The sequence below is a fragment of the Streptomyces sp. NBC_01471 genome, assembly GCF_041438865.1.
Taxonomy (GTDB): Bacteria; Actinomycetota; Actinomycetes; order Streptomycetales; family Streptomycetaceae; genus Streptomyces.
This window is the reverse complement of the sequence record NZ_CP109450.1, coordinates 4,621,191-4,642,758: the sequence shown is the minus strand read 5'-3', so window position 1 is coordinate 4,642,758 and position 21,568 is coordinate 4,621,191. Positions and strand designations below refer to the sequence as shown.

Below are 21,568 nucleotides of genomic sequence, written 5' to 3'. Positions count from 1 at the left end.
ATACCTCCAAGCGCACAGGCACCGGAATGGCTCGCCTCCCGCCACCCCACACAGCAGCCTTCCTCGCCATACTCTGATTCCCGTCTCGGAGACCCCCCGCCGGAACCATTGTGCGTTTCCATCCCCCCTTCCGTGGCTGAACCGCTTCGGAGCACGGTGCACGCCCTCCGCGAGGCTCTGCCCAACCGATACACCGAGGCGGCAGGAGTGCCGCTCGCCGCCAGCAGTGGCGGGCGGGATGTCAGTGCTCCGTGCGATGGTGATCGCACTTGGGCCACGGGGCGGTCACGGCTCAATGAGCACCGTCCCATTCGCTGGCATAACGCCGACAGCTAAGGGAAAACCGTGGCAATACTCTTCGGAACGCTACTCATCCGTCGTCTCACATCGTCGAGCGATGCACGGAGAACTGGGCCGGGAGTGCGGGTGTCCGGTCCACGCAGGGTGATGAACGATCCCCAGTCTTGCCCACCTCAGGCTCATGCAACTGTCAGCGAGCTCGAGGCCCCCTTGCCAAGCACTGAGTTTGACGAGCGAGTGGATCTGATTTTTCGGACTCCGAAGCGCGTGCGCGATCAGTTGCTCGCCAAGGGGTTGTGCGAACAGCAAGGTTGGGCGATCCGACCGGCTGGTGAGCAGGAGGATATCGGGCTGCCGGAGAGCCAGGCCGCGTACGTCGTAGAAGTGCGACTTCCGGGCTCGCGCCGGGGCGCCGAAACCGGCGCCCGCAAGCGGTTGTTGAAGGTTGTAGGCAAGCACGTACCCGTAACCATCGTGGGCGGATCTCTTGTCCGTGCCCAGGCATCCGAGCCGTTGGTGACCTGGCGTGTCATTCGAGAGTCCAGCTGGCAAAGCAGGCAGGGCCTCGCCTGGTTGGCTTCGTTGCGTTCCCAGTCAGGGCTTGCCGACGAGCAGCGCACCATCGGTGTCGCTCCATCCGTCGAAGAGGCAGAAGTCCTCGAGCGACTCGAGCTACAACGGCTCGGAGGCTTCGAGTTCGACAGGTCACGCCATGGAGTCCGAAAGAGCGTGGGGCCCATGGCCAACGAGACGGACGATGACAGGAACCCCTGGTGGAACGGCCGTCGAGGAGTAGGACTCCGCCTTGCCCTGGCATCCCTGCTCATGTTTTACGGCTGGCTTGCGTACGATCGCTCCGTGCTCGGCCGACTGGCCATGTTCGCGCCACTCACCGTCGCCGCTTGGTTCGTCGGTAACTGGTACATGAGCAATCAGCGTCGCCATTGGCTCCTGCGCTGGGCGGCCGGCACCCTGATCGTCATTGGCAGCGCGATGCCCGGATACACATGGCACCAACAGAACCCTTACGGTGTTGTCGCACAGAGCAGAAGCGTTCTACTCACACTCGCCTGTCTGGCACTGCTGTGGTACGTACCCCGGGGATGCTGGTTCGCCGTGCGCCAGACCTGGATTAGCAGGCACGCCGTCGGCCTGCTCACGGTGCTCGTCCTACCCCTGCCGTGGGTTCTGCCATTCGTCGGCTCGTTCTTGAAATTCCTTTACGTTGAGGATACTTTCGGAATCCCCGCAGACTCCGTCTCCACCCCCATCTATTGGACCGGCGCATCCGCACTTCTCCCCACGCTCGGCTGTTTCGGACTACTGCTGCCGCCTCTGGCCCTCTATGGCTGGGCTCGCCGCTTCCACTGGGCCTGGGAGAAGAGCATTGTGAGCGTCCTGTCCGCGGGTGCCGCCGTCATGCTCTTCGTCGCTGGAGGAGTTGAGTTTATGAGCCGGACCTCCGAAGCGGCTCATCGCGCCGCCCATGATGTAGTGCACGCGACCGCACCGGAATCCTATTTCGGAATCAAGGGCGAGCGGATGTGTGTACAGCCGCTCAAGGGCGAGCTCTCCGTGCACAATGGGCCGCTCCCCACCGATCATCCGCTGCTCGCTTTCAGCACGGATGGCGAGGTCCTCTACCTGTGGGACCCAATTCGCTCCTCTGAGCGTAGCGGACCTGATTCCGTGACGTCGGTGCAGTCGACGGAGGTCTCGACATACGCAGTGAGCGACGGCGAGCGCCGCTGCCCGGAGCGGACTTGAGGCATAACAAGCAGAACACGAGACACTCCAGGCGCTGATCTTGCCTCGACCCGATTCGACACAAAGCGGTCTGCCGTTTAGGGCGCATGAACCTTCATGTGGGCTGGAGTCCGGACGAAGCTTCACTGCTACAACGGAAAATGCGCTGGTCAGAGGACCGAAATTGCGTGCGCGATGCGTGAGCGGACGGCAGAGCACCAACCGTCACGAGCAGAATCAAACGACATACCGGATGGTGCTGACCAGCAAGGACAGCAGCATCCGGCACGTACGAGCACCCTCGATCAGGGATTCCGCCCCACTCCTAAAGCGGGTGTCGCAGGTTCGAATCCTGCCGGGGGCACAAGCGAAAAGACCCTCAGCCGATCACGGCTGAGGGTCTTTGACATCTACGGCCGACATCAACGGGGCAGGGCCGCTCAGGCTCGGGCACGCTTCTTGAGCAGCAACCGGCAACCGACGCGATGAGTCCGGTGGCGTGGACTCGGACTCATCGCATCCCGGACTGGATCAGTACCGGCAGGCCCGGCGCTGCGGGCACCCCCCGGTACCTCACCCGGTGGTCATCGGTGGGCTCCCACACCTGTCGGCACCCTGCGCAGTACCAGCGCCATCGGTCCGGCAGCTTCGGAGCGGTCGTGCTGGTGTCCTTCCACAGGGGGCGGTGTTCGCGGCAGTGCGGGCATTGCGGGGGGTTCAGCAGCATGGGAGTCTCTCCTCGGCCATCCCCCTCAGCCTCGCCGTTCGGCCGTGGTGCGTCCTGCGGACCCGCTGCCGCCACCCGTATGGGCTACGGGGGACGCGCCCGCCCCCACCATCCGCCGGCTGTGCCGCAGGAACGAGTACGTCTTGGTCCCGGCCTGCAGGAGGTTCGCACACGCAAGCGCCGCCCACAGGCCGGTCAAGCCGTACGTGTCGGCCACCGGAACCGCCAGCACGGCAAGTACCCCGAACCACAGCACCGTTGACACCAGGCTCGGGCCCGTCCGTCTGAGGCCGACCAGGGCGAAGCCCGCCACCGCCTGCAGTGCGTCCGCGACCACCACCGCGAGGACCAGGGGCAGCAGTTCCCTCACCTGGTGGCCGAGGGAGGGATCCGTCGTGAACAGGCCCACCACGGGAACACGCAGTGCCAGCAGCGCCGCTCCCAGCACCGTGACCGCACTCAGGGCCACCCGGGCCCCCGCCCCCACACTGCGGCGGATCCTCCTGAGATCCTGCCTCGACGCGTAGTCGGCGATCAGCGGGACCGTGGACTGGCCGACCGCGACCGCCGCGGTGAAGATGACGTTCACCAGCGACTCCGAGACGCCGTGCACGGCCGCCGCATCCGTACTGATCCGGGCCGCGGCGAACGTCAGCACCCCCAGGACCGAGAACTTCACCAGGACCGTGCCGCCCAGCGGGATACCCACCGCGGCCAGCCGCAGCACCCGCCGGGGGTCCGGACGGCCGGGCCGCAGCGGGCGCCCCGCGAGTACCGTCCTCCGGCGCAGGGCCAGTTGGTTGAGGCCGGTGCTGATCAGGCTGGAGGCGAGCATGGCCACGCCCGCTCCGGTCAGCCCCCGGCTCGGCAGCGGGCCCGGGCCGCCGACCAGCAGGATCGACAGCGTGACGGATACGGCGGTGCCCACCAGGCCGGAGCGCATCACCTGAGCGGAGTGGCCCAGTGCGACCAGGACCGAGGTCGCGGATCCGCCGACGGCGATCAGCAGCACACTTGCCGCCAGCAGCCAGGGCAGCGGGCCCAGTTGGTGGAGCACGGTCGGCTGTACGCCCCAGAGTCCGCCGATGAGCGGTACCGCGGCGACCACGGCCGCGCACACCCCGCCCACCGCGAACGCCAGCCACATCCCGCTCCGGACCAGGGGCAGCGGTTCGTCCGGGTCCTCACGGTGGGGCGTGATGAACGGCATCACCCCGCGCAGAGCGCCCGCCACGGTGGCGGTGGCGGGCCCGAAGACCGCCACCGCCACCGCGAACGCGGCCAGCGAGGCGGTCGCGTGCCGGCCCAGCAGTACCGTGTCGACGAGCGAACCCGCCGACGCGGCAAGGGTCGTCACATAGAGCGGGGCTGCGGTCCTCGCGATGGTCATGAACACGCTGCGGTCGTGGCTCACGTACGGGGATCCTGCCACTCAACGCGGCGGCAGGCAGCGGAACATCACCTCTGACCGGCCAACCAACCCGCCCACCAGTCGCGTCAACAATTCTGCGGGGGTCAAGACACCAATTCTGCGGGGTCAAGACATCTGGGCCGCCCCTGCCGTCGCGCCCCCGACCGCGTCAGTTCCGGCATCAGTTCCGGAGCCCGGGTGCGCACCCGCATCGTCGCTCAGACGCGCACCGGCCCCCGGCCGGTCAGTGCCGCCCGCGAGCCCCGCCGCCTCCCTGATCGCCTTCACCGCGCGCGCGATCCGCGCCGGCGACTCCCGGATCGAGCGGCTGAACTCCACATGCAGGAAAGGCAGTCCGGCGTCGGCGGCGGCCCTCCCCTGGACGTTCGTACGGCCTTCGAGCGAGCAGCGGCGCACCCAGACCCGGCAGACGTCGAAGCCCTGCCGGGACAGCGCTGCCGCCAGGCCTTCGCCCCAGGTGCGGCCGTGGTCGCCCCGGCCGGTGGAGACGATCACGTCGTAGTCGGGCTCCGTGGAGTTGGCGAAGCCGTGCACCTGGATGCCCGGCAGCCGGTGGGCGATCAGTTCGGCGCAGACCGCGTGGAAGACGGTGTCGCGGCGGTGGGCCACATCCGCCGCGCCGCCCTCGCCCGCCCTGCGGTTGGCGCCCGCCAGCACCAGCACCCCACCGGGCGTGGCACGCCAGGCCCCCACCCCCAATTTCTCGCTGTCGGCATCCGCGACCGGGTGCGGAACCTGCACGGACCACGTCGCCGCCGGCCGCAGCCGGTCGCCGGAAGCCCCGCCCACCCCGTCTGTCCGGTCCTGCGGCAGGTCCACGTACACCCGGCCCCACCCCCGGGTGGCCTCCCTGGCCCGGTCCGCGATCTCGGCGAAGGGGCGGCCGGTGGCCGTGTCGGTGAAGACGGAGAGGCCGAAGTCGACCTCGGCCAGGCGCCTCGCGGCCTCCGTACGGCGTCCGTCCAGATACAGGCCGACGCCGTCGGCGACCGCGTGGCGCTCCTGGGCGGTGGGCGGGCGGTAGGCGCTGCGGCGGATCGTCTGCCGGGTGAAGTCGTCGATCCGCGCGGCGAGGTCGACCCGCTCGCGGGGCCGGGCACGCTGCGGTCCGCCCTTTACGGAATCCCCTTCCCCGCTGGACGTGACGAGCACCACAGCCACCACTACCAACGCCGTGACCAGCGATATCGCGAAGATCACCGTTTTACCGGCCCAAGGACTCGTCATATTGAAGTAAAAATACACGGGTGACCCGACGCACTAACGTTCCCTTCACAACCCGCGCCGCAGCGACGGCCCTCCTCGCACTGACCGCCGTGGGGTGCTCGCTCCTGAACGGGGGCGGCGGTCCGGGCCAGTCGGGTACGGACGAATCGGGCAAGGGCGACGGGCCGTCGTTCACGGTGGCGGCGGCCGGGGACATTCTCATCCATCCGCCCCTGATCGAGCAGGCCCGCAAGGACGCCAGGGCCGAGGGCAAGCAGGGGCTCGACTTCTACCGGCTGATGGCCGGGGTGCAGCCCGTCATCTCCCGGGCCGATCTGGCGATCTGCCACTTCGAGCCGGTGGTGGGCAAGCCCAACGGCCCCTTCCGCAGCTTCCCGGACTTCCTGGTGCCCCCGCAGATCACCACCGCGGTCAAGAAGATCGGGTACGACACCTGCTCCACCGCCTCGAACCACACGCTCGACCACGGCGCTTCCGGTGTGAAGCGCACCCTCGACGCGCTCGACAAGGCCGGGCTGAAGCACACCGGTTCGGCACGCAGCAGCGCGGAGGCCGACAAGCCGCTGATCATGGACGTGAAGGGCGTCAAGGTCGCGCAGATCTCGTACGCCTTCGGGTTCAACGGGCGCGAGGTCCCGGCGGACAAGCCCTGGCTCGCCAACCAGACGGCCTTCGACAAGATCAAGAAGGCCGAGCAGCGCGCCCGTGCAGCCGGCGCCGATGTGGTGATCCTCAGCATCCACTGGGGCCGCGAGCACCACCCCGAGCCGAGTTCGGGGCAGATCGGGCTGGCCCGCCGGATCGCCCGTGAGACCGGTATCGATCTGGTCATCGGCCACCACGCCCATGCCGTCCAGCCGATGGAGAAGGTCGACGGGACCTGGATCGCGTACGGACTCGGCAATCAGGTCGCACGGCACGAGGTGCCGTCCGGGCTGACCGAGGAGGGCGTCATCGGCTGGTTCGAGTTCCAGAAGCGGGGCGGTGCGTGGAAGGTCCGGGCACGCTACGTACCGACGCTCGTCTCCATTCCGCCCGAGTCCGACGCCGCGAACCCGCCGGCCGCCGACGCGGTGCAGGACCACCGGCTCATCGACGTGGCGGCGGCACTGCGCGACGGCGGGAAGCTGACCGCCGAGGAAAAGGCCCGCTACCGGCTGGCGTTCGAGCGCACGGAGGGCACGATGCTCAACCGCGGTGCGGCTCAGGACGGGCTCAAGCCACTGGAGAGTCTGCCCGGCTGACCTGCGGTGCGGCCGATGAGGCCGGGGTCGTCGGATGAACGGGCGGGGGCGTCCGGGAGGCGTCCCGGTTACCGGAGTGACACCTCCGTACGACGGCCGGGTGGGCCGCCCCCGCGGTCGGCCCGGACCGGTTGCGTGGGCTGGGTCACACCTGACACTTTCCCTACAACCGTTCTTTATTCGAACGGGTCATGCATTTCCGCGACGGCGTTCCGATCACACACTGTCGCGATCACCTGCTGTCGCGATCAACGCCGTCCCGATCACCCTGCTGGCTCAAATTACCCGCCGCCTCGACCACACACGCCGGCTCACTCACCCGCTGTCCCGATCACACATGCCCGCCCACTCACCCGCTGTCCCGACCACCCGCTGTCTCGATCAGTGAAGTCCCAGAAAGGGAACGCTCATGGCCGCCACGCCCGTGAAGCGGCGACACAAGGTCCGCCGCCGGGCCGACATGTCGCTGCTGGGTGGCATACGACCGCCCATCGCGGTCCTCTCGGTCCTGCTGCTCTCCCTGGCCGGGATCACCGCCCTCAACCTCGGGCGTACGGTGCAGGATCCCGTCGCCAAGGCCGTGCTGACCTCGCAGCAGCAGTTCGCCGAGGACGGCGCCATCGCCCTGCGCGCGTCGATCGACGAGAGCTTCACCGACCTGGGCCGGACCGCGAGCCTCTTCAACGCCGGGGCGCCCGCGTCGCCCGACGCCGTGCTCGACAAGGTCAGCAGCGTCTACCAGAAGTGGACCGGCACGGCCGTCGTCCAGATCTCCTCCGGCAAACTGCTGGCCGCCCGCGGCGAGAACGTCCCCCTCACCGCCGTCGACACCGCCAAGCTCAGCGCCAAGGACGGGCTCAGTCCGCGCATGGTGCGGCTCGCCAACGGCGAGACCCGGCTGCTCTCCTTCGCCGTGCTGTCGTGGCCCGGCACCCCGCAGCAACTCCTCGTCGCATCGAGCAACTTGCGCTTCCCCGGTATCAGCCTGGGCCAGTTCCGCTCCATCGCCGTCATCGACACCGCCGCGGAGATCCTCTCCAGCGACGGCATCCCCGAGCCCGAGCAGGTCCGCACCGCCACCCAGCGCGCCGACGCCAAACGCGCCGGCAAGCAGCTCAGGAGCTTCGCGAAGACCGCATCGGTCAAGGTCCGCAGGAATCCCATCTCGGCCAGGGAGCCCGGCTCGGGCGGGTTCCCCGGTGTCAGCGGCAGTCTGGTGGGCGACGTCCACTCGGGCGACCGGAGCGTCGCCGGGTACGCCTCGCTCGCCGGGCCGCAGCCCGGTGAACCGACCGTCGCCACCGGTCTCGGCCTCAGCGTCGTGGCCATGGTCCCGGTCTCCGAGAACCCCACCGCCGTCGCCGGACCCCTCTTCGGCCTGATCGCGGCCGGCGCACTGGTCGTCATCGGGGCCCTCGCCGTCGCCCTGCTGCTCGGCACCGTCCAACGGCCGCTGATCCGGCTCTTCCTGGAGAGCCGCAGGCTGACCCGCGGCGACCTGACCCGCCCGGTCAACTCCCCCTCGTACGGGGAGGCCGCGAGGATCGGACACGCGCTGGAGCGGCTGCGCCGCCAACTGCTCGGCGAGCCGGCGGGGGCCACCGCTCCCCCCGAGCGCGGCCGGTTCGCCCGCATCGGCGGGTTCGGCAGCCGCGGGCTCATCCTGGTCTGCGGCGCACTGCTGCTCGTCTGGTGCGTGCCGATGCTGCTGCTCCTCAACCGCGCCGACGACACCGCCGTCGTACCGCAGCAGCTCGTCAACGACCAGCGCGAGCGCACCGACACCCTCACCGACCGGGTGCGCCGCGCCCTCAACGAGGGCCAGGCCGACCTGCTGTCGGTGGCCACGCTGATCGGCAGCGACACCTCACCCGCCGACATGCGCACCGTCCTGGAGCGCACCCGCCTGGAGCACGACCGCTACCAGTCGCTGTACGTCGTCGACCCGTCGGGGAAGGTCGTCGCCCACGCGGGCGACACCCCCCGCCGGCCGGTGAGCCGCGTCAAGGCGGGCCATCTCATCCGGGTGCTCAACCACTCGGGCAAGAAGCCGGTCATCGCCGGATACGCCGGTATCCCCAGCCGCAGCGGCGCCACCGTGATCGGCGAGTTCCGGATCGAGTTCCTGAACGCGCTGCTCAAGCGGCCCGGTCTCGGCGAGGTCCGGGTGGTCGACGCCGACCAGCGGATCATCGCGGGCAACACCGGATACCAGGCCTTCCACCGGCTCGCGGGCGAACGCCTCAGCACCCTCGTCGCGGGCACCAACCAGAAGACCGGTGTGAGCCCGCACCCCAGCGGCATCCTCTACCGGGACGGCGGCTCCGTGCAGATCGCGGCGGCCGCGCCCTTCGTCGGAGGCGGAGCGGCGAAGACCCTCGGCTGGACCGTGGTCAGCCAGCAGCCCGCCCGCTCCCTGGCCATCCCCGAGTACCGCAGGCAGAACCTGACCGTGCTCGGCGGGCTGCTCGGGATGGCCGCCGTCGCCGCCTGCCTCGGCTGGCTGCACATCATCGTCGTACGCCCGCTGCGGGCGCTCGCCGACCAGGCGGAGGCGCTCGCCGGCGGAGACCGCCGCACCGTCCTGTACCCGCGCCACCACGACGAGGTCGGCGCCGTCACCCGCTCCCTGGAGCTCGTACGCCAGCAGCTCCCGGCGCAGCCGAAGCGCGACGCCGTGCCCACGGCGCCGAGCGCACCCGCGGCGCCCGCGACCCACGCCGAAAGGACCTGACCGGCCGTGCTGTTCCTCTACACCGTGCTGGTGGTCTGCTGCGCGATCCTGCTGGTTGCGGGCATCGTCGAGCAGCGCCGCCACTTCGTCAACCTGGAGCGGATCCCCTCCCGGGTCCTGGTCAACGGCATCCGCGGCAAGTCCTCCATCACCCGGCTCTGCGCGGGCGCGCTGCGCGGCGGGGATCTGGTGACCGTCGCCAAGACCACCGGCACCGCCGCCCGGTTCATCCACCCCGACGCCACCGAGGAGCCGGTCTACCGGAAGTTCGGCCTGGCCAATGTGGTGGAGCAGATCGGCATCGTGCGCCGCGCCGCGTCCTACGATCCGCAGGCTCTGGTCATCGAGTGCATGGCGGTGATGCCCGCGCTCCAGGAGATCAACCAGTCCAAGCTGATCCGCTCCACGATCGGCGTGCTCTGCAACGTCCGCGAGGACCATCTGGCCGAGATGGGCCCGACCCTGGACGACGTGGCGCGCTCGCTCTGCCGCTCCATGCCGGAGGGCGGGATCTGTGTCACCGCCGAGGTCGACCGGTTCGCGATCCTCCAGGAGGAGGCCGACGCCCGGGACTGCGAGCTGGTCTACGCCGACCCGGAGACGGTCAGCGACGAGGAGCTGCGCGGCTTCAGCTGGTTCACGTTCAAGGAGAACGTGGCCATCGCGCTGAAGGTCGCCGAACTCCTCGGCGTGGAGCGGGAGACGGCGCTCAAGGGGATGTACGACGCCCCGCCGGACCCGGGTGTCCTCTCCGTCGAGCGCTATCTGACGCCCGACGGCAAGAAGCTCAGGTTCGCCAACGTCTTCGCGGCCAACGACCCCGAGTCGACGCTGATGAACGTCAACCAGCTGCTCGACCTGGGCGCCGTGCACCGCCCGCTGCACGTCGTCATCAACTGCCGCCCCGACCGCGTCGAGCGCAACGGCCAGATGGGCGAGATCATCCCCGATCTCCAGCCCGACAAGGTCTTCGTCATCGGCCACCCGGCGAAGAGCGCCATCGACGCGATACCGGCCGAGTGGCGCGACCGCGCGGTCGACCTCGGCGGCGACCGGCGTGACCCGGACGAGTTCATGGCGGCGCTGCTCGGGCAGCTCGGCCCCGACTCCTCGCTCATCGCCATCGGGAACATCCACGGCCAGGGCGAACTGCTCCTGGAGCACCTCGCCGAACTCCCGCCCGACGAGACCCCGGACGCGGAGCCGGCCGTACCGGAACAGCACGGTCCGCAGGACCCGGACCACCCCCGGCACGACGAGACTGCGGCGCTCCAGCAGTACCGGCCGCATCTGGACCCGTACGCGCCCTACCCGGAGGCGTACGAGAACCGGTATCAGCCGCACCACCAGTCGTACCAGCAGGACGAGCAACAGCCCCAGCCACGCGGCATGTTCGAACCGGCCGTGCACCCGGGCCGGGCGTACCCGGAGGGGTCCCATCCGGACCAGGCGTACCCGGACCAGGCGTACCCGGACCAGACGTACCCGGTCCCGTACCAGCCGCAGCACCCGCACCAGACGCACGACCCGTACCAGCAGAACCGGCAGAACAGCGCAGGAGACCCCCGTTGATCCCCACCGTCCTGACGCCCGAGATCGCCGCCATCGGTATCGCGCTCGGCCTGATGTTCTCCCTGGTCTGCTATCTGACGACCAACCTCTCCCCCGGCGGCATGATCACGCCCGGCTGGCTCGCGCTGACGCTCGTGGAGGATCTCCAGCGCGCCGCGATGGTCGTCGGGGTCACCGTCCTCACCTACGTCTCCGTGCTGCTGCTCCAGAAGGTCGTCATCCTCTACGGCAAGCGGCTCTTCTCCGCCGTGGTGCTGACCGGGGTGATCCTCCAGGCGACGGTGATGATCGTGCTCCAGGTGGAGTTCCCGCTGATGTACGCGAACCAGACGCTGGGCTTCATCGTTCCCGGCCTCATCGCCTACCAGCTGGTCCGCCAGCCCAAGGGGGCGACGCTGCTGGCCACCGGCTCGGTCTCGCTCCTCGCCTACGTCGTCCTGACCGCCGGCATCCTGCTCGGCGCCCTTCCGTCTGCCTGAGGTGATCCCATGACCGCTCCGCGTACCAAGCAGTCGAAGCGCGGCCGCAAGGTCCTGCACGCCACCGCCGTCGTCGCGCTGCTCGCGGGCAGCGCGTACTGCACAGTGGAGCTGCGCAAGGACGAGCAGGCCAAGGCGCCCGCCGTCCAGGCCGTCACCGACAAACCGGGGCTGCACACGGCGGGCGACTCGCTGAAGGCCGGGAAGACCTGGGAACGGCTCAACTCGCCCGCCCGCACGGTCCTGCGCGACACCGACGGCAAGGTGCTCGCCACCTTCACCGACGCGGCCCGCACCGCGACGCTCACCGGCCCTTCCCGCACGTTCGCCGAGCCCGCCAACACCAAGTCCCGGGTCGTCACCGAGAGCTGGGTGCGGCTGATGCCCGAGAAGTGGAAGAAGGGCGCCGAGAAGCAGCAGTGGTTCCAGGACTGGTTCAAGAAGTACTACGGCAGCGAGGAGGACGACCTCTTCGCGTTCGCCTTCCAGTACGTGGAAGGGGCGCCGGTCAAGAAGGACGACGAGGGCGTCCCGTACGCGGGGGACGCGAACTTCGGGCCGATCAACCCCGACGGCAGCGAGGGCAACGACCTGCGCCTCGAACAGTCTGACTTCTTCGACTACCTCGGCATCCCCTACACCTTCCGCAACGGTGTCACCCGCCAGCCGGAGAAACCGCGGTACCGGGCGATGGACTGCTCCGGGTTCATGCGGACGATCTTCGGCTACCGCGCGCGCTACCCGCTCGCCCCGCTGGACGGCCAGGGTGACGGCCTGCCCCGTACCGCGAACGGCATCGCCCGCTCCAAGCTGGGCGCCGACGTCATCCCGCTCAAGGGCATCACACCGGCCGACCGGCCGACCTCGATCGATGTCCTGCAACCCGGCGACCTGGTCTTCTTCAAGCTCGACCAGCGGACCGGGCAGCGGCTCGACCACGTCGGCATGTACATGGGCCACGACGCGGACGGCCACCTGATCTTCGTCTCCAGCCGGGAAGAGGTGAACGGCCCGACCATCGGCGACAAGGGCGGCACCTCCCGCCTCGACGGCAACGGGTACTACGCGGCGACGCTGCGCAGCGCGAAGCGGATCTGAGACCTGGTCCGGGGCGCCTGCCGGCGCCCCGGGTCACAGGGGTGGCCGGCCGGGTCAGGGATGCCCCGAGTCCGGGGTGCCCGGTGTCAGGTGCTGGCCCGGGCCGCCCGCGGGCAGGGTGTCCTGCAGTTCGTCCGGGCACGGTGTCCCGCGCGGCAGCCGGTAGGGCGAAGCCAGGTGGTAGACACCGGCCTTCGGGGCGAGCAGTTCCGTCCACTCGTCGCCGTCCGCGTCCTTCTCCGTCTTCACCAGGCAGCCGTGCGTGTTGGTGAAGACCTTCGGCTCACCCTCGGCACGCCCCTTGGACGCCTCCGTCTCCTGCGGCGGCTCGACGCTCTTGCCCTCGGCGTCGACCAGGCCCAGCCACGGCGAGTACGGGATCCGGATCAGCACCCGGCCCCGCTTCCGCACCCGGACGGTCAGCTCGCCCTCCTCCGCGCGCTGCACCGTGCCCGGCGGATCGGCCATCGGCGTCGGCCGGTCGACCGCGAACAGCTGCCAGTTCTGGTCGCCCCAGAGCCGCTTCAGATACGGCAGGCCGTCCTGGACGAGCTTCTCCTCCTGGCCGGCCCCGGTGTCCGGCGTGCCCGTGGGCAGGACGACGTACCGCACCGCCCAGCGGGACAGCCAGGCCCGGTAATTGACGGAGTCGAGCGTGTCGTCGTAGAAGAGCGGGTTGCGCTCCATGTCGGCCTGGCGGTTCCAGCCGCGGGCGAGATTGACGTACGGGGAGAGCGCGGACGCCTCCCGGTGGCTCTTGGCCGGGACGACCTCGACCCGGCCCTTGTCCGCGCCGTGCTTCTGGAGTTCGTTGACCAGCGGGGCGAGTTCGCGGGTCCAGGAGGCGGCGGGGGCGGTGCGCACCACGTCGTCGACGCCCTTGAAGCCGATCCACACATTGAGCCCGACGAACGCGATCACCACCGCGTACCACTTGCGTGACTTCGGCACCGTGTACGGCAGCGCCGCGAGCAGCACCACCCCGGCGAAGACCATCGGCAGGCGGGAGACGTTCGAGCCGATCTGCGAGTTGATCAGCCATGTCAGGATGACGCCCAGCGCGTAGACGGCCGCGCCCGTCCGGACCGTCCGCCACTCCTTGGGGACCAGGAAGAGGATGAACACGCCGTACAGGAAGGGCAGCGAAGCCGTGCCCACCGACATCGGCTGGGTGCCGGAGAACGGGAACAGCCAGGCGGACAGCGCGACGACGGCGACCGGGGCGAGCCCCAGCGCATAGGCTCCGGGCCGCCGCTTGTTGAGGAACAGCGCTGCGGCGATCACGCCCAGGAAGAGCCCGGCCACCGGGCTGCTCGCGGTCGCGATCCCGGCGAGCGGGGCGGCGACCCAGGCTTTCGCCCAGCGGCGCTCGCGCCACCGGCGCGGCCAGCAGAAGACAGCGGCCACCGCGCCCACCGCGAACATCGTGCCGAGGCCGAACGTGACCCGCCCGGACAGCGCGTTGCAGAGGAACGCGAAGTCGGCGGCGAGCGCACACAGCAGCGGATTGCGGACGGCACGCAGCCGGACGAGGATCAGCGCGGTCAGCGCGGCCGAGACCGTCCCGGCGATCATCATCGTCGTACGGACCCCGAGCACGGACATCAGATACGGCGAGACCACGCTGTACGAGACGGGGTGCATCCCGCCGTACCAGGCGAGGTTGTACGCGGACGCCGGGTGGCGGCCGACGAACTCGGCCCAGGCGTCCTGCGCCGCGAGGTCGCCGCCACTGTTGGCGAAGAAGAAGAACCAGAGGATGTGCGCGACGGCGGCCACGGCGGTCGCGGTGACGACGGGGTGGGCGGCCAGCCACGACCACGGCATCCGGTCCGAGGGGCGCTGCCCCGGCCCGTCACCCCGTGAGAGCAGGCCGGTACGGCCCCCGTCACGGGGGCTTTCTCTGCCTTCTTCACGTATCGGGTCTGCAGTGGTCACCAAGGCTCGCTCTCCTGCGAAGGAGGACGCAGTCCCCGCGCCCAGAGTTGCCCAGCGACGCTAACACGTACGAAACGGGCTGCCCCCGCCGGTCGTGAAGGCCGGCGGGGGCAGCCCTGGGTGCTCACTCGGGCGCCCGGCCGGGCGCCCCGGCCGGAGGCTCAGCCGACGCGGGTCAGCTTCGCGCCGAAGCCGGGCTCGGGGAGGTCCTTCTGGAGCGCGACCGGTGCGGTCACCTTGCCGGGACCTGAGCCGACTGTCAGCTGGCCGACGACCGTTCCGGCCTTCGCCGTGTGCGGGATCGTGCTGCTGCCGGAGCCGATCTTGATGTCGACCTTCAGACCGGCCCAGCCGGCCGCCTCGAAGTCCTTGGTGGCGACGACCGGGGTCTGTCCGCCGAGCCCGTCGTCCACGTACCCGACGACCTGTCCCTTCTTGACCACGTTCCGCGACGTCAGCGCGGACTGCGTGGCCAGGAGCGCCGTCTTGCTCACCGCGTTCACCGTGTCGATGATCGGCGTCTTGTGCTGCGAGAGGATGGCTCCGACGATGTACTGCGTCGTGCCGCCGACCTGCTGCTTCGCGGCGAAGAGCAGGCTGGCGCCGGCGTTGGTGGTGGAACCGGTCTTGATGCCGAGCGTGTTGTTGTAGGGGACCAGCCGGTTGAAGTTGTTCCAGGTCTTGCCCGACGGGTCGGTCCAGCTCGGCAGCTTGGTGATGTCCATCAGCGCCGTCATCTTCACGAGCTCCTGGCCCAGCTTCACCTGGTCGGCGGCTGTGCTGACCGTGGAGGCGGTCAGCCCCGAGGGGTCGGTGTACTTCGTCTGCGTCATCCCGAGCTTCTTGGCGGTGTCGTTCATCTTCTTCACGAACGCCGCTTCCGAGCCCGCGTCCCAGCGGGCGAGCAGCCGCGCGACGTTGTTCGCCGACGGGATCATGATCGCGCTGAGCGCGTCCTTCTCGGAGAGGACGTCGCCCTTCTTGATGGTGTTGAGGGTCGACTCGTTGTCGCTCTTGTCGTAGTGGCCTTCCTTCTCCGCTGTGGCGTCGACGGGAATGGAGGCACCCTTCGCACCGGGCTTCATGGGGTGGGCCTGCATGATCAGGTACGCGGTCATCGACTTGGCCATGCTCGCGATCGGCACGGGCTTCTCGGCCCCGAAGCTGTCCACGGCGCCGAGCCCGGCCACCGAGATCTGCCCCTGGCCCTCGTTCGGCCAGGGCAGCGAGACCTTGGACCCGCCGAAGGAGTAGGACGGTGCTGCGGTCAGGGTCAGGCTCGGGTCAGGGAGCGGCCGGAAAGCCTGTACGGCTGCAAAGATGATCACCAGCAGGGCGACCAGCGGCGTCCAGATCTTCAAGCGCCTGACGACCGTGCGCGTCGGTGTCTCCGCCGGAGTCGGCCTGTTGGTCAGCTCGGCGAGGAGGTCGAGCGGCGGCTTGGGAGGCAGTGGCACCTGCCGGGTCGGCTCGACGATGGGCGGCTGCGCGGCGCCGACCGCGCCGGTCGCGGCCGGAACCTCGGCCGGAGGCCTGGCGGGCGACGGGACCGGCGCGGGCTTCGGCTTCCTCCGCTCACCGGGTACGTCGTCGGGCCGCAGCGGCACGAAGGTGCTGCGCTTCAGCGTGGTGGTGGGCTGGTCGACCACCGGGCGGGACGGGACGCGGAAGATACCGGTGGGCTGATCGACCGGCTCGTCGTCGGCCTCCGGGTCGCCCTTCGGCGCGTTCTTCTTCTCGGACTTCCCGTCGGCCTCCGGGGCGTCCTTCTCACCGGCCTCCGGGGCGTCCTTCTTGCCTGACTTCTCCTCGGCCTTCGGCTCGCCCTTGTGGGCGACCTTTGCGTCTGCGACGTCTTCCTTGGGTTCCGCCTTGGGTTCCGCCTTCGCGTCCGGCTTCGCGTCCGGCTTCGCGTCCGGCAGGCCCGCTTCGTCGGCGCCGGAGTCCGCCCCGGCCTTGGGCTCGGCCTTGAGCCCCGCCTTGGGCTCGGCCTTGAGCCCCGCCTTGGGCTCGGTCTTGGCGGCGTCACCCTCCGGTGCGTCGCCAGAGGCCGCGTCGGCGCCCGCCTCAGCAGGGCCGTCCGCACCGCCCGAAGCGTCCGTGTGCGCCTCCGAGCCCTCCGGAGCGCTCTTGGATGCGCCGGGGGCGGATGCGGCGTCGGCAGCGCCCTGAGCGCCCTCGCCCGCAGTCAGCGTGCCCGGCTCCGCGCCGTCCTTGCCCGTCTCGCCGTCCTCGTCGCCCGCTTCGGGCGTGTCGGCAGGAGTTCCGGGCATCACGCGGGTCTCGGAGGCGTCCGGAGTGCCGTCCTCGCCGGAGGCACCCGACTCCCCCGAGGACCCAGGCGTACCGGAGGCATCAGCCGCACCAGCCGTGTCCGGATCTCCCGGCCCTCCGGACGGGTCGTCCGCGCCCGCGACCCAGGCCGCCACCGCCTCACGCAGCCGGGCGTCGCCCGACTGCGAGCCGGACACCGCACCTGCTTCCGGATCCGGCACCGAGCGGAAGACCGCAAGCCTCGGATCGCCCGTACCGGGAGTCGTCCCCTCTGACGACTTCCGCTGCTCCGACCTGTCGGGGGACTCGCCCGCCACCGATGCCTCCTGGATACGCCGCGCGGGTTTTCCCGCCTGTCCGAACCATCTACCAGTGTCCTGTGTGGGCGCTTAACCGCTGCACCGCGCAAGAACGACATACATCTAGATTCCAGTACAAAACACCCAGGCACTCTCGACAGACCAATGTGAGAGGGGTCACCCTGTCACTCATCCACGCGGGGAGGCATGGATGGGCAGGAGCCGCAGAACGATTCCGGAAGAGCTTCTACTGCTCGCTCTGGACCCGACCACGGGTACCACAGCGCAGCCGCAGTCGCTCGACCTCGGCCTGGCCGGAGCCCAGCTAGTGGAGCTGGCTCTGGCAGGACGGATAGCCCCGGACGGGGATCGTATCGCCGTGGTGATGGCACGGCCGACAGGAGATCCGACACTGGACTCCGCACTGGAACTGCTGCGCAGGCGCGGCAGCCCGGTCCGGGCAGTCCACTGGATCGGCGGGCCCCGGCTGGGGCTCCGCCAGATTTACCTCGCTCATCTGGAGCGGTGCGGCATGGTTCATGCCGTGGCGGGCCAGATGTGCGGAGTGCTGCCGACGACTCGCTACCAGGCGACGGAGACAGCGATCAGCCGGGACATCAGAGCCCGGCTGGACAGTGCGATCCGCACCGGCGTACCGCCGGACCCGCGGACCGCGGCGCTCGCCGCGCTCGCTCACGCAGTGGGGCTCGGCAAGCACCTCTACCCCGGCAACGAGGGGCGTTCATCACGCTCCCGCCTCCGGGACCTGATCAGACACGACCCCATGGGCGGTCTCGTGGCCCACGCGGTCATGGACGTCCAGAACGGTGCGGCGGCACAGCCGCGCCGTGCCGCACCGGCACCGGGCAACGCCGCGCCGATGCAGTCGCACCACGGGTCCATGGCCCGCGTGGCGGCGCACTGAGCCCAGCCGCACCGGGTGAGCTCGACCGCAGTACGAGCACCAGAGCCACCGCGCCGATGTCCCCCAAGACCCGGTTCGGGAGCCGCAACACGAGCGCGCGGGGCCGGCACGTCGCCGGCCCCGCGCGCTCACTCTCTGGCCATTTCCCAGCGCAGCGCGTCGCATTGATGGCAATCTGCTGAGAAGTAAGACCTACCGGCACGTCGCGGTGGGGCTCAGTACGTCAAGCCGGAGGTGCAGTTCCGTGGCGTCCAACGTCAATCCCACTGTCAGGCGGCGCCGACTCGGCCAGGAGCTGCGCAGGCTCCGTGAAGTCAAGGGCATGACGGCCGAGGAGGTCGCCGAGCGCCTGCTCGTGTCCCAGTCGAAGATCAGTCGCCTGGAGAACGGCCGCCGTTCCATCAGCCAGCGCGATGTCCGCGACCTCTGCGGTGTGTACGAGGTCGAGGACGTCCGGATCGTCGACTCGCTGATGCAGATGGCCAAGGACTCCCGCCAGCAGGGCTGGTGGCACGCCTTCGGCGACATCCCGTACAGCGTCTACATCGGCCTGGAGACCGACGCGGCCAGCCTGCGCGTGTACGACCCGCAGGTCGTCCCGGGCCTGCTCCAGACCCGGCAGTACGCGGAGGCCCTGATCGCGGGTGCGCTGCCGGAGACCGCGGTGTCCGACATCGAGAAGCGGGTCCAGGTCCGGCTGCGCCGCCAGGAGCGGGTCAGCGCCGACGAGTCCCCGCTGCGGCTCTGGGTCGTGATCGACGAATCGGCCCTGCGCCGGGTCATCGGCGACGAGCAGCTGATGATCGCCCAGCTGGAACACCTCGTCGAGCTGTCCCAGCTCCCCCATGTCACCGTGCAGGTGCTGCCGTTCGCCGTCGGCGCGCATCCCGGCATCAACGGGCAGTACGCCATTCTGGAATTCCCGGACGCGGCGGACTCCAGCGTGGTCTACATCGAGGGCGTCACCAGTGACCTCTATCTGGAGAAGGCGCACGATGTGCAGAAGTACAGCGTGATGTACGAGCACCTGCGCGCACAGGCTCTCAACGTGGACCAGACGCGGCAGTTCATCATGGATATCGCAAAGGGTTACGCGCGCTGAATCGCCGAGTATGTCCGATTCCCGGAGTCAGGGTCGGCACGGTACACCCCAGCCGCACAGGAGCGGAAGGCTGAGGCGTCATAAGCATCCGGTCGAGTGAACGGCCGTCTCGGACGGCGGAGTTCGCTAGTAGCGTCGATCACGCCACCGAGAACGTTGGCGCAACGACCACTGCTTACCGGAGCAAACATGGCAATTCAGCAGGGCGCGACCGAGACCTGGACCAAGTCCTCTTATTCCACGGGAAACGGTGCATGTGTCGAGGTCAAGTCACCGCTTACGCAGGCCATCGCCGTACGGGACTCAAAAGTCGCCGACGGCCCGTCGATCACCTTTGTTCCCGCTTCCTGGAACAGCTTCGTGAACGAAGTGGGCCAGAGCGCGTCCACTCTCGACTGACCCCGACCCCGATGACCAACCCGACCGTGGACAAGAGCCCTCTCGACTGGATCGCCGTCCCGGCCGAGGGGGCTCACCCTTGAACAGCCGCCGCACACATCCCGGTCAGCGCAGCTGGTCGACGTAGCGGTCAGTGCCCGGCACGGTCGGGATGAAGGGTGCCACCAGCTCCACCCGCCCCAAGCCGCGCTCGACCAGGTCCCCGTCGAGCCCGGTGAAGCAGCGTTCCCAGACCTCCCTCGGGTCGGTCTCCAGGAACCAGAGCAGTGTGAGCCGGGTATCCACCCCCTCCACCTGCTTCACGTACGCCATCCGGTCGCTCGGCAGCGGCGTCGGCCGGAAGACCGTCACCATCGCCGCCGGGCCGCCCGCGAGCCGTTTCGGCAGCCGCTTGCCCCGCAGCCACTCCAGCAACTCGGCCCGCTGCTCGGGCCCTTCGGTGTCGATGACCTCGACGACCAGACCGGCGTACGGATGGTCGAGCGCGTGGAAGTCGCGCGGTCCGGCGGCGCCGTCCCGGTAGACCGTCGCCTCGTGGTCCTGGAACGCGGTGAAGACGTGCGTACGGTCCTGATAGACCCGGCCGTCCCGGTTCAGCCGCTTGTTGATGCCCACGGTCCACTTCATGTGCTCGTCGTAGCGGCCCTCGGTCACCCAGTACGTCGTGAGGTAGCAACCGGCCGTCACCGGCTGGGCGACCGCCGACTTCTCCGGGTAGCGAAGCTGCTGGAGTTCACGGGTGGCGACCCAGCGGCGGCCCGAGTAGATCCAGGGCATGGCCATGGCGCCGGCGTAGAAGTGGTCGTCCTCGTACCACCGGTTGTACGCGAACTCGTGGCCCGGATGGGGCTCCACCATGGTGATCAGGGCATGGCCGGGCCGCACCCCGTACGGCCCGGCCGACGCCAGCTCGCCGTACAGCTCGGCCCGCGTACCGCCGTCCGCACTCCCACGGCCGGCCGCCCCGCCGTCCGCCTTCCCGCTGCCCGTACCCCCGGCGCCCGTACCCCCGCTGCGTGGTTCCTCGCTCATCCGCACCCCATCCTTCCTCTTCCCTACACCGCCGGACGGAACTACTCTGACGCTCCGTCAGACAATCTGCCAGAGCCCGGAGGGCCCCACCATGGAAAGCCGCCCCGCGGAGTCCCGGTCCACCGCAGCGCCGGACGCGCCCCTCACGGGAAAGACCGTCGTCGTGTCCGGCGTCGGGGCCGGGCTGGGCCACCAGGTGGCCGCCGCCGTCGTGCGGGACGGGGGGAACGCCGTACTCGGCGCGCGCACCGGGGCGAACCTCGTGGAGTCCGCCGCCGAGATCGACCCCGCGGGCAGCCGGACCGCGCACCTGCCCACGGACATCGGCGACGAGTCGCAGTGCGACGCGCTCGCCGCGCTGGCGGTCGAGCGGTTCGGCGGGATCGACGCGGTGGTCCATGTCGCCGCCTGGGACAGCTACTTCGGCGGGCTCCAGGACGCCGACTTCGCCACCTGGCAGAGCGTGATCGACGTCAACCTGCTCGGTACCCTGCGGATGACGCGGGCCTGCCTGCCCGGACTCAAACAGCGGGGCGGGGCGGTCGTCATCGTCGGGACACAGTCGTCGGTGGCCGCCCCGTCAGAAGTGCACCAGGCGGCATACGCGGCGTCGAAGGGCGCACTCACCTCGGCCATGTACTCCATGGCGCGCGAGCTGGGGCCGCACCGGATCCGGGTGAACACCGTGCTGCCCGGCTGGATGTGGGGGCCGCCGGTACAGGCGTTCGTCCAGTTCACCGCGCACACCGAGGGCGTCCCCAAGGCGGAGGTGCTCAGCCGGCTGACCGGCCGGATGGCGCTGCCCGAACTGGCGACGGACGGCGACGTGGCGGACGCCGCGATCTTCCTCGCATCCGACCGCGCGCGGGCCATCACCGGCCAGTCCCTGCTGGTCAACGCCGGTGAACTGATGCGCTGAACACGTCAGTCGAGCCTCCTCTTCTCGACCGCACGGGACCCGCATCCCGTGCGGTCCTGCCGTTCTGCCTCCGGTTGGCTGCCGCTGGCGAAGTGCCCGCTCATGGTGTGGCCCCCGTCAC

At 69.7% G+C, this 21,568-nt stretch carries 15 protein-coding genes; 10 read left to right on the top strand and 5 right to left on the bottom strand.

Going from position 1 to position 21,568, the window contains the following annotated elements; all coding sequences use genetic code 11:
- The first annotated feature begins 537 nt into the window (after window positions 1–537).
- The gene (locus tag OG285_RS20725) at window positions 538–2,067 is read left to right on the top strand and encodes a hypothetical protein (protein WP_371791830.1); all 1,530 of its coding nucleotides are present in this window, start codon (window positions 538–540) and stop codon (window positions 2,065–2,067) included.
- Window positions 2,068–2,798: 731 nt separating this feature from the next.
- Here OG285_RS20725 and OG285_RS20720 read toward each other — a convergent pair.
- On the bottom strand, window positions 2,799–4,187 hold the full coding sequence (locus OG285_RS20720) for an MATE family efflux transporter (protein WP_371791829.1): 1,389 nt from the start codon (window positions 4,185–4,187) through the stop codon (window positions 2,799–2,801).
- Window positions 4,188–4,310: 123 nt separating this feature from the next.
- The gene (locus tag OG285_RS20715) at window positions 4,311–5,432 is read right to left on the bottom strand and encodes a hypothetical protein (RefSeq protein WP_371791828.1); all 1,122 of its coding nucleotides are present in this window, start codon (window positions 5,430–5,432) and stop codon (window positions 4,311–4,313) included.
- Between the two features lie 20 nt (window positions 5,433–5,452).
- Here OG285_RS20715 and OG285_RS20710 point away from each other — a divergent pair, with 20 nt between their 5' ends.
- From OG285_RS20710 to OG285_RS20690, 5 genes are all read left to right on the top strand, one after another.
- A complete protein-coding gene (locus tag OG285_RS20710; protein WP_371791827.1) occupies window positions 5,453–6,676 on the top strand; it encodes a CapA family protein in 1,224 nt (407 codons plus the stop codon).
- A 409-nt stretch (window positions 6,677–7,085) separates the two neighbouring features.
- Window positions 7,086–9,410, top strand: coding sequence for a HAMP domain-containing protein (locus OG285_RS20705; RefSeq protein WP_371791826.1), 2,325 nt, complete (start codon window positions 7,086–7,088; stop codon window positions 9,408–9,410).
- Window positions 9,411–9,416: 6 nt separating this feature from the next.
- On the top strand, window positions 9,417–10,982 hold the full coding sequence (gene pgsB / locus OG285_RS20700) for a poly-gamma-glutamate synthase PgsB (protein ID WP_371791825.1): 1,566 nt from the start codon (window positions 9,417–9,419) through the stop codon (window positions 10,980–10,982).
- The gene (locus OG285_RS20695; protein WP_073738471.1) at window positions 10,979–11,461 is read left to right on the top strand and encodes a poly-gamma-glutamate biosynthesis protein PgsC/CapC; all 483 of its coding nucleotides are present in this window, start codon (window positions 10,979–10,981) and stop codon (window positions 11,459–11,461) included. The genes pgsB and OG285_RS20695 overlap by 4 nt, the downstream gene beginning before the upstream one ends.
- A 9-nt stretch (window positions 11,462–11,470) precedes the next feature.
- On the top strand, window positions 11,471–12,559 hold the full coding sequence (locus tag OG285_RS20690) for an NlpC/P60 family protein (protein ID WP_356828226.1): 1,089 nt from the start codon (window positions 11,471–11,473) through the stop codon (window positions 12,557–12,559).
- A gap of 54 nt (window positions 12,560–12,613) precedes the next feature.
- On the opposite strand, the gene OG285_RS20685 is transcribed toward OG285_RS20690, so the two are convergent.
- Together OG285_RS20685 and OG285_RS20680 are read right to left on the bottom strand one after the other, a co-directional pair.
- Window positions 12,614–14,386, bottom strand: coding sequence for an MFS transporter (locus OG285_RS20685; protein WP_356828342.1), 1,773 nt, complete (start codon window positions 14,384–14,386; stop codon window positions 12,614–12,616).
- 272 nt (window positions 14,387–14,658) lie between these two features.
- Complete coding sequence (locus OG285_RS20680) at window positions 14,659–17,088, bottom strand: D-alanyl-D-alanine carboxypeptidase (RefSeq protein WP_371791824.1); 2,430 nt, start codon at window positions 17,086–17,088, stop codon at window positions 14,659–14,661.
- Between the two features lie 193 nt (window positions 17,089–17,281).
- Between OG285_RS20680 and OG285_RS20675 the strand changes: the two genes are divergently transcribed.
- The 3 genes from OG285_RS20675 to OG285_RS20665 all read left to right on the top strand — a co-directional run bounded on the left by OG285_RS20675 (window position 17,282) and on the right by OG285_RS20665 (window position 19,496).
- Window positions 17,282–17,995 (top strand): GPP34 family phosphoprotein, encoded by a 714-nt coding sequence (locus OG285_RS20675; protein WP_356828222.1) that lies wholly within the window; start codon window positions 17,282–17,284, stop codon window positions 17,993–17,995.
- Window positions 17,996–18,239: 244 nt separating this feature from the next.
- Window positions 18,240–19,097 (top strand): helix-turn-helix transcriptional regulator, encoded by an 858-nt coding sequence (locus OG285_RS20670; protein ID WP_356828220.1) that lies wholly within the window; start codon window positions 18,240–18,242, stop codon window positions 19,095–19,097.
- A gap of 189 nt (window positions 19,098–19,286) precedes the next feature.
- Complete coding sequence (locus OG285_RS20665) at window positions 19,287–19,496, top strand: DUF397 domain-containing protein (RefSeq protein WP_356828218.1); 210 nt, start codon at window positions 19,287–19,289, stop codon at window positions 19,494–19,496.
- Window positions 19,497–19,601: 105 nt separating this feature from the next.
- Here OG285_RS20665 and OG285_RS20660 read toward each other — a convergent pair whose 3' ends face one another.
- Complete coding sequence (locus OG285_RS20660; protein WP_371791823.1) at window positions 19,602–20,528, bottom strand: hypothetical protein; 927 nt, start codon at window positions 20,526–20,528, stop codon at window positions 19,602–19,604.
- Between the two features lie 91 nt (window positions 20,529–20,619).
- Here OG285_RS20660 and OG285_RS20655 point away from each other — a divergent pair, with 91 nt between their 5' ends.
- A complete protein-coding gene (locus OG285_RS20655) occupies window positions 20,620–21,447 on the top strand; it encodes an SDR family oxidoreductase (protein ID WP_371791822.1) in 828 nt (275 codons plus the stop codon).
- Window positions 21,448–21,568 lie beyond the last annotated feature (121 nt).